A 16,451-nucleotide genomic window follows, 5' to 3' on the forward strand; every position below is an offset into this window, starting at 1 on the left:
AAAAATGAAAAATAAAATTATAGCAGCAATTTTCAGTGTAGGTTTGTTGATGAACTGGAGTTGTACCGATTTAGAAGAACAAGTATTAGATGAATCTTTAAAAGGAACTACAGGGGCAACACAGCCTGTCAGTGGAGCTTTGTCTGCGGCTTACGGTAATATGTCTCAAACATTTAGACATACAAGATATTTTGGTTTGGTTGAATTGGCTACAGATGAAGCCATTTTACCTCCTCGTAATGGTAAAAACGGAGCAGGGACACAATGGCAAGATGGAGATAGATATGTAGGGTTACACACACATAACTTTCCTACGGCTAACAGCTTGGTAACAGAGTCTTGGGATTATTTAACTACAAATATTTCTAGAACTGTAACAGCTATTGAATCATTAACTGCACTTGCTGAAGCAGGAGATAACGAAGCTCAAAAAGCAGTATATGAAATGAGGGCTTTAAGAGCGTATTTTAACATGCTTGTTTTAGATACTTGGGGAATTGCTTTTAAAAAAGAATTTTCAAGTGAAACCTCTCAAATTCTTCGTCGTCAAGAGGCTATAGATTATATAGAAAGTGAATTTTCTTCAGTGGTTACTTTGATGAGTGATAATATTGGGCCAGGAAGAATAACTCAATCAGCAGTTTATGGTTTTTTAGCGAAGTTACACTTAAATGCAGCGGTGTATCGTGATCCATATGGAACTCCAGATTTTAAAAAGGAGGACATGGATAAAGTTATAGAATACACAGATAATGTAATCAACACAGGAAAATTTTCTATTTCTCCAGAGTATTTTGATTTGTTTAATGATGACAATCATGATAATCCTGAAGTTATATTTGCTGTAGATCAAAGAGGAGTATTAAGAAACGATCAAAATCGTTGGGCTTATTGGTCTATGTCTGGTTCGTTATTTCCAAGACCTGATGATTTTTATATTGATATGGATGGTACAGATGGTCCTGCAATCACTTCAGATTTTTATCAAACTTGGGTAGAGGCTTATGGAAATGAAGATCCTGCCAGAGATGCAAGATTCTATCAAAAAAATGCAAATGTTCCTGCTGGTTTAGAAGATTTAACAGGTTTAAATCCAACAAATGATGCAGATCACTATTACTGTGTAGGTGATGAAGATGGTGATGGTGTGAATGATTTTGAAATGGATAGAGGTATTTTACGTGGTGCTATTTGGGCTCCTAGAAAAATAGATTTTAACAAATCTAATGGTGTTATGACTTGTGATGAAGGATATAGAATTTATCCTTTGGCAGAAATGAGAGAAAATGGTTCAGGCGGTGTTACTTATTATGTAAACCATACAGAAGAAATTAATTTTTCACCTACTATTGGATATGCAAGTGGATACCGTGTGGCTAAATGGCAGTTTAGTAAAACTTCTCAGAATGGGAATAACTACAGCAGTGTAGATCTTATTTTATTGCGTTATGCGGATATTTATTTGATGCGTGCCGAAGCAAAACTTAGAAATGGAGAAACGGCAAGTGCTCTTACAGATGTAAATTATGTAAGAAGTCAAAGAACAGCTCGTCCTGATCAAACTCCACCTGCATTATCTTCATTAGATTTAGAAATTCTTTATCGTGAACGTGGTTTTGAATTTTATTGGGAAATGGCCAGAAGAACAGACATGATTCGTTTTGGACATTACGAAGATACATGGACAGAAAAAACAAATACTGACCCTAAAAAGAGATTGTTTCCAATACCCCAAAATGCTGTGGATGGAGCTACAAATGTTCCTGGATACTTAGAACAAAATCCAGGTTATTAATCAACAGTCAACCCAAAGCTTGTAAAAAAGCCAAAGAGGTTTCCTTTTTGGCTTTTTAATTTAAAAGAATTATACAGAATGAATAAAATTATAAAATCAGCTTCTGCATTTTTAGGAATATTGGTGTTGGCATCATGTTCTAAAAATCAAGAACCTAAAAAAACATCAGAAGAGCCATTGAATATCATTTTTATGGTGGGAGATGGAATGGGAGTTCCACAAGTATCTAGTGCATTTTATTTTGGAGAAGAAATCCCAAATTTTAAACAATTTAAATCTATAGGTTTAAGTAGAACTTCTAGTGTCAGTCATTTAATTACCGATTCTGCTGCAGGAGCAACAGCTTTTTCTACTGGGGAAAAAACCTACAAAAGAGCTATTGGAGTTTCTAAAGACACTATTTCTTTACCTACTATTTTAGAGCAATTACAGGCCAAGGGATATCAAACAGGTTTAGCATGTTTAACATCTTTAACTCATGCAACCCCAGCAGCTTTTTATGCACATGTAAAAGATAGAGACATGCACGAAGAGATTGCAGATTATTTGGTGAATGCTCATGTTGATTTTTTAGCAGGTGGTGGAAAAAAGTTTTTATCTAAAAGAAAAGATGGACGTAACCTTTTTGATACGTTAATCAAACAAAATTATAAGTTAGATACTTTGGCGTTATCTGAAATTGATCCTACAAGACCCAATGCTTTTTTTCTAACAGAGAATGAATTGCCTAATAAGATTCAGGGTAGAAAAGATTTTTTACCTGAAGCAACTAAAAAAGGATTGGATTATTTTTCTGCCAACAAAAAACCATTCTTTTTTATGGTTGAGGGCTCTTTTATAGATTGGGGAGGTCATGCAAAAGATGATAAAATGATGATTGAAGAAGTTTTGGATTTTGATAAAACAATTGGAGTGGTCTTAGATTTTGTAAAAACACATCCAAATACCTTGTTGGTAGTTACTGCTGATCATGAAACAGGAGGAGTTAGTATTGGTAAGTTTTACGAAGAAGATGCACAAGGAAATAAAAAAGAAGTTCCTAATAAGGTACAAGTATATTTTAATACCGATCAGCATAGTACAGAATTAGTGCCTGTGTTTGCTAAAGGTAAGGGTGAAGAGTTGTTTAGAGGAATTTATGAAAACAATGAAATTTACCACAAACTGATAAAGGCTATTGGTAACTAAGTAGCCTTTTGTTTTTGTTAAAAGCAGATGCCACCTAATTTCTCAGGGTGGCATCTTTATAAATTATTTAAGATATGTTTTATATGTTACGCAAATTACTTATTTGTGTATTGTTCTGCAGTATTTCTGCGTTATATGCACAAACCCCAAAATTACATTCTCACAATGATTACATGCAAAAAGTTCCTTTTTGGAATGCTTTTTCTGCAGGATTAAATTCTATAGAAGTTGATGTTTTTCTTAAAAAAGGAAAATTATACGTAACCCATTCAGCAAACGAAATAGATAAAAACAAAACGTTAGAAAAGTTGTATTTAGAACCTATAATGGAGGTTATAAAGAACAACATAGCGTTTCAAGATTTACAATTGCTTGTTGATGTAAAATCAGATGCTATAAAAACCTTAGCTAAAATTGAACAGACTTTAAAGAAATATCCAAAAATTATAGAGCATCCAAATATTAAAATTGTGATTTCAGGAAATAGACCTAATGCCGAGGATTATTATAAATATCCAGAGTATATTTCTTTTGATTATCAAGAATTAGATAACGCATTGGCTCCTAAAAATCTAGCAAAAGTAGCAATGGTAAGTACTAGTTTTAAAGATTATTCTGTCTGGAATGGAAAAGGTAGGTTGACACATGATGATTTTGATAAGGTTTCTAATATCATTAAAAAATTAAAGACTTTTAAGAAGCCTATTCGTTTTTGGGCAACTCCAGATTCTAAATCTGCATGGAACACTTTTGTAAAATTAGGGTTAGACTTTATTAATACAGATCAACCATCAAAATGTGCAGAGTATGTAAATACTTTGAACCACAGAACGGCAAAAGCATTAATAAAATCAGAAGTTTATCAACCTACTTTTGAGTATGAAAAACAAGTCAATCAAAAAGTGAAAAATGTTATTCTTTTAATTGGCGATGGTAATGGTTTGTCACAAATTTCATCTGCAACACTGGCAAATAATAAACAGTTAACGGTTACTCAATTAAAAAACATTGGTTTTATCAAAACACAATCTACGGATGATTTTACAACAGATTCAGCAGCTGGAGGAACAGCTTTTGCTACGGGGCAAAAATCATATAACAGAGCCATTGGTGTAAATACAAATGGAAATAGTATTCCTAATATTACTGAAGTCTTACATCATTTAAATTACAAAACTGCCTGTATTACTACTGATGAAATTATAGGAGCAACTCCTGCAGCTTTCTATGCACACCAAAAAGATAGAGGTTTTGAAAAACAAATAGCAAAAGACTTATTAAGTAGTAAGTTAGATTTTTTTGCAGGTGGTGGTTCTCGTTTTTTTACAGATTTAAAAATAGATGAAGTTTTTACCATTGTATCTAACACAAATCAATTAAGTAATTTGGATAAAAGTGCAAGAGTTGGGATTTTCTTTTCAAAAGGAGGAGTTCTTTCTATTGCAGAAGGGAGAGGAAACTTATTGGCTAAAACAACCAAAGATGCCTTAGGGTTTTTGAGTGAAAAGGAACAGCCTTTTTTTATGATGATAGAAGCAGCGCAGATAGATACTTTTGGACATCATAATGATACAGAAGGGATTGTAAATGAGGGAATTGATTTTGATAGAGCTATTACGGAAGCCATTAAATTTGCTGATGCTGACGGTGAAACTTTGGTCATTATTACTGCTGACCACGAAACATCTGGGTTTAGTGTTTCTAGCGGAAATGTTGAAACTCATCAAATAGAAGGAGGGTTTATTACACACGACCACACAGCTACCATGGTGCCTATTTTTGCATATGGCCCTCAATCGGATAAATTCAGAGGAGTTTATGAAAACAATGAAGTGTTTCATAAAATTATGGAAGTAATCAATGCATTAAAAAAATAGTATAGATGAAAAACATAATCTTTTTTCTTTTAACATTTATTCATTTCTTTTTTGTTCATGCACAAACTGTTGTTTCTGGAAAAGTTTTCTTTGATAACAATAACAACACTCTTTTAGATAAGGGAGAAAAAGGGTTAAAAGGAGTATTGGTGTCTAATGGAAAAGATATTGTAAAAACGGACAAATATGGTAATTATAAAATAGTTACCATTCAAGGAAATAAGGTGTTTGTTATCAAACCTTCTCAATATATTTCTCCGCTGTTAGAAAATAGACCTCAGTTTTTCTTGTCTCAGAACGATATTAAAAATCAGGTTTATCATTTTCCTTTGCAAAAACATAAAGAGCCTAAAAATTTAAATATCACTCTTTTGGGAGATCCTCAAGTAGATATAATTGATGATGTGCATCATGTAGATAAATTGGTTACACAAGAGTTAAATAAAGAAGATGTCGATTTTATCATTCCCTTAGGAGATTTAACTTTTGATAATCATGATATGTTTGCTCCTTTATCAGCTAGTTTAGGACTGATTGGTGCTCCTGTTTTTAATGTGATGGGGAATCATGATCAAAATTATAATGCCAAACATTTTAACGATAGAGATGCCGATTTTGAAAAGTTTTTCGGGCCATCCTATTATGCTTATGAATTTGGTTCTGAGTTATGTTTGGTGTTAAATAATATTTATCCAAAAGGAGACAAAGGATATGTGGGGAAATTAGATGAAGATCAATATGTTTTTGTTGATGAGGTTCTAAATAAAATGAAACAAAAGCACCGATCTATTTATGTGTTTATGCATATTCCATTGGAAGAAATGGAAGATCATCAAAGAGTGTTAAATCTTTTTAAAGCCTTTCCAGAGGTAATGATTGTAGCGGGACATACACATACTCAGTATCAAAAAAGTTTTGCAAGAGAAAATTTACCAGCAGTAAAAGAGTTGGTTGCTGGGGCTGTTTGTGGTTCTTGGTGGCAAGGTCCACATGATAGTAATCACATTCCATTTGCTTTTATGTACGATGGTACCCCTAAAGGATACTGGTTTTTAAATACAGACAAAAATCATCTTACCTATAAAGTTTCAGGAAGGGCTAAGGATTTTCAAATAGAAATAACAGTTCCTGAAAGGAATGAATGGGATACGGCTTTAAATGATTTAAACGATGATTATATTTATGCAAATGTTTTTGCTGGATCAGAAAATACCACCGTGCAAATCAGTTATGATGGAGATAAATGGTTTGATATGGAAAAATATAACGGTGTTGCTCCAAAACTAAAACAGTTGTATAAGTTACAGCAAGAAGGTAGATTTAAAGGACAAAATATAAGTGCTATACCAATACCTAAAACAATTAGTGATCATTTGTGGAGAATTAAAATTCCTAAAAAATTGCAAAAAGTAACTTATTTAATATTAGCAAAAGCCAAAGATGATGAAACAGGTTTAGATGTTTTAGGGAAACGTGTTCTGAGAATTTCTGAGTAAATTTTAAAATTTAATGATTTGTGCTCATTTTTTCATTACATCATTTTCACTCATTAATCAAAAATGATGTATTATCTGCATAAAATTCATTGGTAGTACCAATCAATTTATATTAAAGTCAAAAATATTACAATAGGAGGGGCTTCTGAAAACAAATAGTATATTTGCTCTTATAATTAATGATTATGAGTTATACAAAAAAAGAACAAGAAGCTTTAGATTACCATGAGAAGCCACAACCAGGTAAAATTAAAGTGGTACCGACTAAAAAATATGCAACACAAAGAGATTTAGCATTGGCTTATTCTCCAGGAGTAGCCACTCCTTGTTTGGCAATTGAAAAAAATCCAGAAGATGCGTATAGATATACCTCTAAAGGAAATTTAGTTGCTGTAATTTCAAATGGTACTGCTGTTTTAGGATTGGGTAACATTGGTGCATTGGCAGGAAAACCTGTAATGGAAGGTAAAGGACTTTTGTTTAAAATCTTTGCTGATATTGATGTTTTTGATATTGAAGTAGATACTGAGGATGTTGACAAGTTTATTGAAACCGTAAAAGCTATTGCTCCAACTTTTGGAGGAATTAATTTAGAAGATATCAAAGCTCCAGAAGCTTTTGAAATTGAAAGAAGATTAAAAGAGGAATTAGACATTCCTGTAATGCACGATGACCAACACGGTACTGCTATTATTTCCGCTGCAGCCTTAAAAAATGCCATAGAAATTGCTGAAAAAGATATTGAAAAGGTAAGAATTGTGGTGAATGGAGCAGGAGCTGCAGCCATTTCATGTACAAAACTATACAAAGCTTTAGGGGCAGATCCTAAGAATATTTTAATGTGTGATAGTAAAGGAGTTATTAGCACTAAACGTGATGATTTAAATGAGCAAAAGAAAGAGTTTGCTATTGATACTGAGTTTACAACTTTAGAAGATGCAGTCAATGGAGCAGATGTTTTCATCGGTTTATCAGTGGCAGGTGCATTAACTCCGGAAATGTTAAAAACAATGGCTCCAGATCCAATTGTTTTAGCCATGGCAAATCCTACACCTGAGATCGACTATGATTTAGCTATAGAAACTCGTGATGATGTAATCATGGGAACAGGTCGTTCAGATTATCCTAACCAAGTAAATAATGTGCTAGGTTTTCCATTTATTTTTAGAGGAGCTTTAGATGTTAGAGCAACCGTTATTAATGAAGAAATGAAGATGGCAGCTGTGCATGCTTTGGCAGATTTAGCTAAGAAAAACGTACCAGAACAAGTAAATATTGTATACGGAGAAAAGAATTTACAATATGGTAGAGAGTATATTATTCCTAAACCATTTGATCCAAGATTGATTTATGAATTGCCACCAGCCATTGCTAAAGCAGCTATGGAGAGTGGAGTTGCAAAGAATCCAATTAAAGATTGGGATGCATATGTGCATGAATTGATGGAGCGTTCAGGGTCTGGAAGTAAGTTTGAGCGTATGTTGGTGAGTCGTTCTCAAAAAGATCCTAAGCGTGTGGTGTTCCCAGAAGCAGAGCATATGAATGTATTAAAGGCTGCTCAAATTGTATCTGATGAAGGAATAGCAAGACCAATTTTATTAGGGAATGTAGATTTAATTACAGCTTTAAAAGAAGAAATAGGTTTTGATACAGAGGTCGAAATTATTGATCCTAAGAGTGAAGAATATAAAGATCAGGTAAATGCTTATGCAGAAAAATATTGGGCAAAACGTAGCCGTAAAGGAATTCGTTTGTTAGATGCTCAAAAGCATATGATTACTCGTAATTATTTTGCTGCAATGATGGTAAATGAAGGACATGCAGATGCAATGGTATCTGGATATTCTAGAAATTACCCTTCTACAGTAAAACCAATTTTTGAGACCATTGGTAAAAGACCAGAAGCTTCAAGAATTGCAGCAGCAAATATTATGATTACTTCTAAAGGGCCGTTAATTTTTACAGATACCACAGTAAATATTGATCCTAGTTCAGAAGTTTTAGCAAACATTGCAGAATTAGCAAGTGGAATGGCTAAAATATTTGCTATTGAACCGCATATTGCTATGTTATCTTATACTAATTTTGGAGGTGTAGAAAGTGCAGGAGTTGCAAAAGTTCAAAAGGCAGTAGAAATGTTAAAAGAAAAAAGACCAGATTTAAGTGTAGATGGTCCTATTCAAGCTGATTTTGCATTGAATCATGATTTATTAGAAAAACAATTTTCTTTTTCTGATTTAGTAGGGAAGGAAACAAATACATTTGTTTTTCCTAGTTTAGATGCAGCAAACATTTCTTATAAAATGATTAAAGAGTTGACTGATGCTACATCAATTGGACCCGTGTTAATGGGACTTAATAAACCAGCACACGTAGTTCAGTTAGGAGCAAGCGTAGAAGAAATTGTAAATATTACTGCTGTTGCAGTAATTGATGCACAAAATCAATAGTAAATGATTACCCATTTAAAAGGTAAACTAATAGAGAAAAATCCAACCTACGCCATTGTGGAATGCAACGGCGTAGGTTATTTTTTAAATATATCTTTAAACACATTTTCTCAAATACCAGACAGTGAATTAGTGATGTTGTACACACAACTAATTGTTAGAGAAGATGCACATACTTTGTATGGATTTATTTCTATATTAGAGCGAGAAATTTTTAAATTGCTGATATCAGTTTCGGGAGTTGGACCTAGCATTGCTAGAACCATGTTGTCATCATTAACAACCGAAGAAATTCAAAAAGCATTGGCTACAGATAATGTGGCTGTAATTCAGTCGGTTAAGGGGATCGGAGCAAAAACAGCTCAGAAAGTAATCATTGAATTAAAAGATAAAATTGTCAAAACCTATGATATGGAAAATACTATTGCGTTGACGGACAATAGTATTAAAGAAGAAGCGTTATCTGCTTTAGAAGTATTAGGTTTTGTGAAACGTCAAGCAGAAAAAGCAGTCACAGCTATTTTAAAAGAGACGCCAGATGCAGATGTAGAAAAATTGATAAAACTAGCTTTGAAAAAACTATAAACTGAACTAAATTAAACATACATTGAAAAACTTTTCCCGAATAATAATTCTATTATTAGGTCTTGTTGTAACATACAATAGTTACGGACAAGAAAAGGAAAAAGATACAATAAACACAGAGAATAAAGCTCCTGTTTATTCTTTTGATAATTACTCTGAAGGGGTTTTGTACTTAAAAAACCCAACAGAAAAAGATGTTATTTACGATCCTAAAATTGGTCGATATATCGTTAGAGAAAAAATAGGAAACTCTAGTTTTACCACTCCAAAATATTTAACAGAAAAAGAATATCAAGACTATCGATTAAAAAAAGATATTCAAGATTACTTTAAAGCAAAATCTAGAGCTGTTGATGGAATTAGAGATGATTCTGAGGCAGATCAAAAAGATTTATTACCTACTTTTTATGTAAATAATGATTTTTTTGAAACGGTTTTCGGAGGTTCAGAAATAAAATTAATTCCTAGAGGATCTGTAACGCTTCGTTTTGGTCTTTTGTATCAAAATGTTGAAAATCCTTTGCTTTCAGAAGAAAATAGAAAAAGTTATACGCCAGAATTTGATCAACAAATTAGAGCAAGTTTAACAGCTAAAGTTGGAGAAAGATTAAATGCAGATATTAATTACGATACACAATCTACCTTTTCGTTCCAAAATCAAGTAAAATTAACATACGAACCTACTGAAGACGATATTATTAGAAGTATTGAAGTCGGGAATGTTTCTATGGATGTTAAGAATAATTTAATAAGTGGTGCGCAGAGTTTGTTTGGAGTAAAAACAAAATTACAATTTGGAGCTACTACAGTAACAGGAGTTATTTCTCAACAGCAATCACAGACTAAAAACGTAATTGCAGAAGGAGGTTCGGCCTTGTCTCAGTTTGAATTAAGAACTACCCAATACGATAATAACAGACACTTTTTTATAGCACAATATTTTAGAAATAGATATAACGATGCTTTAAAAGAATTACCTTTAATTAATTCTGCTGTTCAAATCACAAAAGTGGAGGTGTGGGTAACCAATAGAAATACCAATACCCAAGATGTTAGAAATATTGTTGGTTTGGTCGATTTGGCAGAATCAGGAACAGATAAGTATGATAATTCACAATCTAACATAACCAATACTACTCAAGTTTCACAGTCGCCAAATGCTTTGTTGATACCAAGAAACGAGGAGAACACTTTAAACCAATATATTGGTACTCAAAATAATCAATTAAGAAGTGTTCAAGATGTACCTGGAGTACTGTCTGGTTTTCAACAAGGAGCAGAATATGCTATTGTAGAAAATGCAAGAAAGTTAACTCCTAATGAATTTACCTATCACCCTCAATTGGGATATGTATCATTAAATTCTCGTTTAAATGATGGAGATGTCATGGCCATTGCTTATGAATATACTTATAACGGTCAAGCTTATAGAGTAGGAGAATTGTCTACTGATGGAATTGAAAGTGATAAAAATATTGTCGTAAAATTAATTAGACCACAATTAATAGATACTCAGGCTATTGTGTGGAATTTGATGATGAAGAATATTTATTCTTTAGGAGCTTACGATATGCAAAGAGATGGTTTCCGTATGGATTTATTGTATAGAAATGATGCTACAGGACAGGCGTCAAACAATTTACAAGATGCAGAAGAGGAAATAAAAAATAGAACGCTTTTAAACATTACTAATTTAGATAGATTAGATGCTAATAATAATTTAACCAGACCAAGTGGAGATAATTACAAAGGGGATGGCTTTTTTGATTATGTAGAAAATTTAACGGTAGATTCTAAAAATGGAAGTATTATTTTTCCAACAATTGAGCCTTTTGGTAGGGATTTAGAAGAAACATTAACAAGTCAAGAAGATAAAGATAAGTATGTATTTAACGAGTTGTATACTACAACAGCATCGGTAGCAGAAAACGATTATCAAAAGAAAGATAAGTTTTTAATTAAAGGACAATATAAAGCTAGTGCTTCTGATGGAATTTCTTTAGGTGCTTTTAATGTGCCAAGAGGGTCTGTTACGGTAACAGCAGGAGGAATTGTGTTGGTTGAAGGAATAGATTATACGGTTGATTATTTTGCAGGAAGGGTAAAAATTATCAATCCGTCTATAGAGGCTTCTGGTCAGGCAGTAAATGTATCTTTAGAAAATAATACTTTCTTTAATCAACAAAGAAAAACATTTATAGGGTTTGATGTAGAACATAAGTTTAGTGATAAGTTTGTGTTAGGGGCAACATACTTAAATATTAGTGAAAGACCTATGACTAATAAAGTTCAGTTTGGTCAAGATCCTATTAACAACTCTATGTATGGATTAAATTTTAATTATAGTACAGAAGCTCCTGTGTTAACAGATTTGGCTAATTATTTACCAAATATTGACACCGATGCTCCTTCTAATATTTCTGTAAGAGGAGATATCGCTTATTTAAGACCTAACACTCCGTCTAGTATAGATATTGGTGGAGAGGCTACTACTTATATTGATGATTTTGAAGGAGCTCAAATTCCGATTAATATTGGGTCTGCACAGAGTTGGTCTCTAGCAAGTGTTCCTGTTGGTTTTGATGGAGTAGATTTTGGAGAGGCAAATACCAATAGTCTTGATTATGGAAAAAAACGTGCAAAATTAGCATGGTATACCATTGATCAATTGTTTTATAGTAATACTTCTCTAAAACCAAGTAATATTGATCCTAATGAAGTTTCTAGAGCTGAGGTAAGACCAGTACAAAGTCAAGAATTGTTCCCGCAAAGAAACTTAGATATTACCCAAAGAACAAATCTTCAAACTTTTGATCTTACTTATTATCCTAATGAGCGTGGGCCTTACAATTACGAACAAATATCAAACACAAACCCAAAAGAATTAAGTAATCCAGAAGAACGCTGGGCTGGAATTTCTAGAGGTTTAACTACTACAGATTTTCAAAGATCAAATGTTCAGTATATAGAATTTTGGTTGCAAGATCCTTATGAAAATTATAGTATTACCAATAATGAGGGAATTATAACCAACCCAAATCCTACCAATCAAAACGGAACTTTATATATCAACTTAGGAAGTATTTCAGAAGATATTTTAAAAGACAACAGAAAAGGGTTTGAGAATGGTTTGCCAGAAAATGGTGATACTTCAATTGGGGTGGATCAAACTAATTTGGCTAATATCCCTACAGAAAAATCATTATTATATGCTTTTGACCAAGGTGATGAGACTAGGAGAAATCAAGATGTAGGTTTGGATGGAATGAATAATCAGGAAGAAAAAAATAGATTTCCAGATTTATCAACCTTAGAAGATCCATCATCAGATGATTATCATTTTTTTAGAGGAACAGACTTAGACAATCAAAATGCATCTATTTTAACACGTTATAAAAATTACAACAATACAGAAGGGAACTCGCCAACGGCTACATTGTCTCAAGAATCATATCCAACAGCGGCAACCAACAATCCTGATGTAGAAGATATTGATAGAGATCAAACCATGAATACATTAAATGCCTATTGGCAGTATAAAGTAGATTTGTCTCAAAACAATTTAAGCAAAAATACTAATCCATATATTTTTGATGAAAGAACCACTACCGTAACCTTAGAAAACGGAACCGATAAACAGTTTAAATGGTATTTGTTTAGAGTGCCAATTGCTAATGGTAGAGCTATTGGGGGTATCAATAGTTTTCAATCCATACGTTTTATGCGTATGTTTTTAACCGATTTTGAAATTCCTGTGGCTTTGCGTTTTGCTGAATTACAATTGGTAAGAGGAGATTGGCGTATTTATGATCAGATTATAGATGAAAATGATGTTTTAACACCTAGAGAATTAACCGCTACCGAAAATATTGTAGAAACAGGAACGGTAAATATTGAAGAGAATGAAAATAGAGTGCCAATTAATTATATTCTACCTCCAACAATTGTTAGGCAAAACTTACAAGGAACAGCTAATGTGTTACAACAAAATGAACAATCTTTAAGTGTAAAGGTTGAGAATCTTGAGCAGGACAATACCATTGGAGTATATAAAAATGTGAATGTAGATATGCGTATGTTTAAGCGTTTAAAAATGTTTATTCATGCCGAGGAATTAGCTGCAAACACCGTAAATGATGATGATTTAGTAGCGGTGATTCGTTTAGGAAGTGATACTAATGACAACTACTATCAAATAGAAATTCCATTAAAAACAACCGAAGTTCCAAATTTTGGGACTAGTAATGCTCTGGGAGCTTATGCTGTTTGGCCAGAGGCAAATAATTTAGATGTTTCTTTAACAGACTTAACCAGTTTAAAACTAAAAAGAGATGCAGAAAGTGAAAGTTCATTAAGTGTATACCCTGCTAATGTTGATAACTCTACGGTTGCTATAAGAGTAAAAGGAAACCCTAACTTATCTAATGTGAGAACTATTTTTATGGGGGTTAAAAATAAAGATGTTACTCAAAAATCTGCTGAGGTTTGGTTTAATGAATTAAGAATGTCTGGTTTTGATAATAAAGGAGGGTGGGCAACCAAAGTTTCTGCAGATGCTAATATTGCTGATTTTGCAAAAATTTCTTTAAATGGAGGGTATCAATCCATAGGTTTTGGTGGTATAGATCAGAGTGTGAATGAAAGAAGTCAAGAAGAAATAAAAAACTATAGTGTTAATACAAGTGTAAATGTTGGTCAATTATTGCCAAACGATTGGAATGTTAAAATTCCGGTAAACTATACAGTTTCAGAAGAAATTAGAACGCCTAAGTTTGATCCTAAATACGAAGATGTTTTGTCAAAAGACACTAAAGAGATCAATCCAAATAGTAGTAGTATAGATATCAAAAGCAAAAGAAGGAGCATTAGTTTAATCAATGTGAAAAAAGACAGGGCAGATGGGTCTGTTAAAAAGCCTCAAGTTTATGATATTGAAAACTTTAGCGTTTCTTATAGTTATAGTGACGCTGTAAACGAAAGTTATACCATAGAAAAAGACATCAAACAAAGTGTAAATGCATCGGCTAATTATGCTTTTAAGTTTAAACAAATAGAGGTAACGCCATTTAAAAACTCAGCATTATTTGATGATAAAAACCTAAAGTTGATCAAAGACTTTAACTTTAATTTATTACCATCCTCTATTGGGGTTAATAGTAATATCAAAAGAAATTATAGCGAGTATAAAACCAGAGACTTGTTATCAAACCCTAATAATCTTCCTATTCCAATATTAAAGCAACGTAATTTTATGTTTGATTGGAATTACAATATTGGATATCAGGTAACAAGTGCTATTAATGTGGCTTTTAATGCAAGTAATAACTATATCTACGATACTTATGAGCGTGATGGAACTCCAGAAGAGGAAATTGAAAATATGGACTTATATTCTAATTTCTTTAACATTGGTAGACCAAGCAATTATGCCCAAAGTATAACTGCTAGTTATAAAATTCCTATTGATAAAATTCCGTTGCTAAGTTTTGTAAATGCTGACTATTCTTATTCAGGAAATTTTAGTTGGCAGGCTGCTTCTCCATCATTTGTAGATAAAGTAGGGAACACTATTCAGAATGGGCAAACACATAATTTTACAAGTAATTTAAACTTTTCTAAATTTTACAAAGAAATAGGACTTAAAAAGTTGTTTTCACCATCTACTAAGAAATCAAGATTGCCAGTGGTTGGTAGAAAGAAAAGAGCTAGTGGAGCATCTGTAGGAGATTTTATATATGGTTTGTTAAGTTCTTTTAAAACAGCAAAATTAAGTTATAATAGAAATACAGGAAGTTCTTTAAATGGATATGCTCCAGAAATAGGTTTCTTAGGAAGAAATAAGTATAATGGAAGTTATGCACCAAGTTTGAGTTATGTTTTTGGTCAGCAAACAAATGTTCTTCAGAATGCAGTTACCAATGGGTGGTTATTGGGTAGGTCTGGAGAGGCAACAGATGTTATTTACAATAAAAATTATGCAAATAATTTAGTAACGAGTGCTAGTTATGATGTAACCATAAAACCAATGAATGATTTAAATATTCAGTTAACAGGAAACAGAACTTATGCTAGTAATTCTAGTCAGCAAATAGATTATATCACAGGGGGTAGCGATATTGAAGCATCAAAGGTTAATACCTACGGAAACTTTAATATTTCATATTCTTTAATAAAAACGGCTTTTGATGCTGATGCAGATGAATTGTTTAATACATTCATTAATAATAGGTCAAAAGTTGTTAGTCAGATACATCCTAATTATCAGGGAGAAATAAATGCAGGGAATGGTACATTAACTCAAGCATTAAATAGCCAAGAAGTTTTAATTTATTCTTTCTTATCAGCTTATAGTGGTAACGATGTAGTCGGTAGTGATAAAACAATTTTTAGGAGTTTACCAATACCAAACTGGCAATTAACTTACAGAGGGTTAATGCGAGTAGGGTTTATAAAAGAAAACTTTAGCAATTTTACACTTACACATGGTTATAATTCATCGTATACAATTAATAATTTTTCTAGTAATTTAAACTCAGATAATTCAAATCCATTTCAATCTAATTTAATTTATTCAGGAGTTACCTTGGTCGATGCTTTTTCACCATTGATTAAAGTAGATGTAAAATTAAAAAATTCATTGTCGTTTAGAGGTACTATTAATACCAGTAGAACTTTATCTTTAAACTTAAATAATACCACCTTATCCGAGGTTTTAGGAAATGAATATGTATTTGGAATCGGTTATCGTATTAAAGATGTATCTCTTAAAACAAGGTTCTTAAAACAAAGAAAAACCCTAAAAGGTGATATAAATATCAAAGCAGATGTTTCGTATAGAACTGATGTTACTAGCATTAGAAGTATTGATGCCTCAGCAAATCAACCAGTTGGAGGGCAAAATTTATTAGGAATTAAAGTTGCAGCAGATTATAATTTAAGTCGTAATTTTACGGCAAGTTTGTATTACGATCAAAATGTGTCTAGTTATGCAATTTCAACATTGTATCCAAGACAATCAATCAATACAGGACTAAGTATAGTATATAACCTAGGAAATTAA

The 16,451-nt window shown here is 32.5% G+C and carries 7 protein-coding genes; all 7 read left to right on the forward strand.

The window, feature by feature from the left end; all coding sequences use genetic code 11:
- The first annotated feature begins 4 nt into the window (after positions 1–4).
- The 7 genes from BUB70_RS02950 to sov all read left to right on the forward strand — a co-directional run bounded on the left by BUB70_RS02950 (position 5) and on the right by sov (position 16,451).
- Positions 5–1,795, forward strand: a complete 1,791-nt coding sequence (locus BUB70_RS02950; protein WP_073118186.1) for a RagB/SusD family nutrient uptake outer membrane protein — start codon at positions 5–7, stop codon at positions 1,793–1,795.
- 78 nt (positions 1,796–1,873) lie between these two features.
- Entirely contained in the window at positions 1,874–2,983 is a 1,110-nt protein-coding gene (locus tag BUB70_RS02955) for an alkaline phosphatase (protein WP_073118187.1), read from the forward strand.
- An 83-nt stretch (positions 2,984–3,066) separates the two neighbouring features.
- On the forward strand, positions 3,067–4,860 hold the full coding sequence (locus tag BUB70_RS02960; RefSeq protein ID WP_229742949.1) for an alkaline phosphatase: 1,794 nt from the start codon (positions 3,067–3,069) through the stop codon (positions 4,858–4,860).
- 5 nt (positions 4,861–4,865) lie between these two features.
- On the forward strand, positions 4,866–6,356 hold the full coding sequence (locus BUB70_RS02965) for a calcineurin-like phosphoesterase C-terminal domain-containing protein (protein WP_073118188.1): 1,491 nt from the start codon (positions 4,866–4,868) through the stop codon (positions 6,354–6,356).
- Positions 6,357–6,541: 185 nt separating this feature from the next.
- Positions 6,542–8,806 carry an NADP-dependent malic enzyme gene (locus tag BUB70_RS02970; protein ID WP_073118189.1) on the forward strand — a complete coding sequence of 755 codons (2,265 nt, stop codon included), beginning with the start codon at positions 6,542–6,544 and terminating at the stop codon, positions 8,804–8,806.
- A 3-nt stretch (positions 8,807–8,809) separates the two neighbouring features.
- Complete coding sequence (ruvA, locus tag BUB70_RS02975; RefSeq protein WP_073118190.1) at positions 8,810–9,391, forward strand: Holliday junction branch migration protein RuvA; 582 nt, start codon at positions 8,810–8,812, stop codon at positions 9,389–9,391.
- Positions 9,392–9,413: 22 nt separating this feature from the next.
- Positions 9,414–16,451, forward strand: a complete 7,038-nt coding sequence (sov, locus tag BUB70_RS02980; RefSeq protein ID WP_159431406.1) for a T9SS outer membrane translocon Sov/SprA — start codon at positions 9,414–9,416, stop codon at positions 16,449–16,451.

Origin of the sequence: Wenyingzhuangia marina, assembly GCF_900130035.1 — a bacterium.
GTDB classification, from domain to species: domain Bacteria; phylum Bacteroidota; class Bacteroidia; order Flavobacteriales; family Flavobacteriaceae; genus Wenyingzhuangia; species Wenyingzhuangia marina.

Coding starts and splice junctions, on each gene's coding strand:
- BUB70_RS02950 (WP_073118186.1), top strand. CDS start 5: ATGAAAAATAAAATTATAGCAGCAATTTTCAGTGTAGGTTTGTTGATG.
- BUB70_RS02955 (WP_073118187.1), top strand. CDS start 1,874: ATGAATAAAATTATAAAATCAGCTTCTGCATTTTTAGGAATATTGGTG.
- BUB70_RS02960 (WP_229742949.1), top strand. CDS start 3,067: ATGTTACGCAAATTACTTATTTGTGTATTGTTCTGCAGTATTTCTGCG.
- BUB70_RS02965 (WP_073118188.1), top strand. CDS start 4,866: ATGAAAAACATAATCTTTTTTCTTTTAACATTTATTCATTTCTTTTTT.
- BUB70_RS02970 (WP_073118189.1), top strand. CDS start 6,542: ATGAGTTATACAAAAAAAGAACAAGAAGCTTTAGATTACCATGAGAAG.
- ruvA (WP_073118190.1), top strand. CDS start 8,810: ATGATTACCCATTTAAAAGGTAAACTAATAGAGAAAAATCCAACCTAC.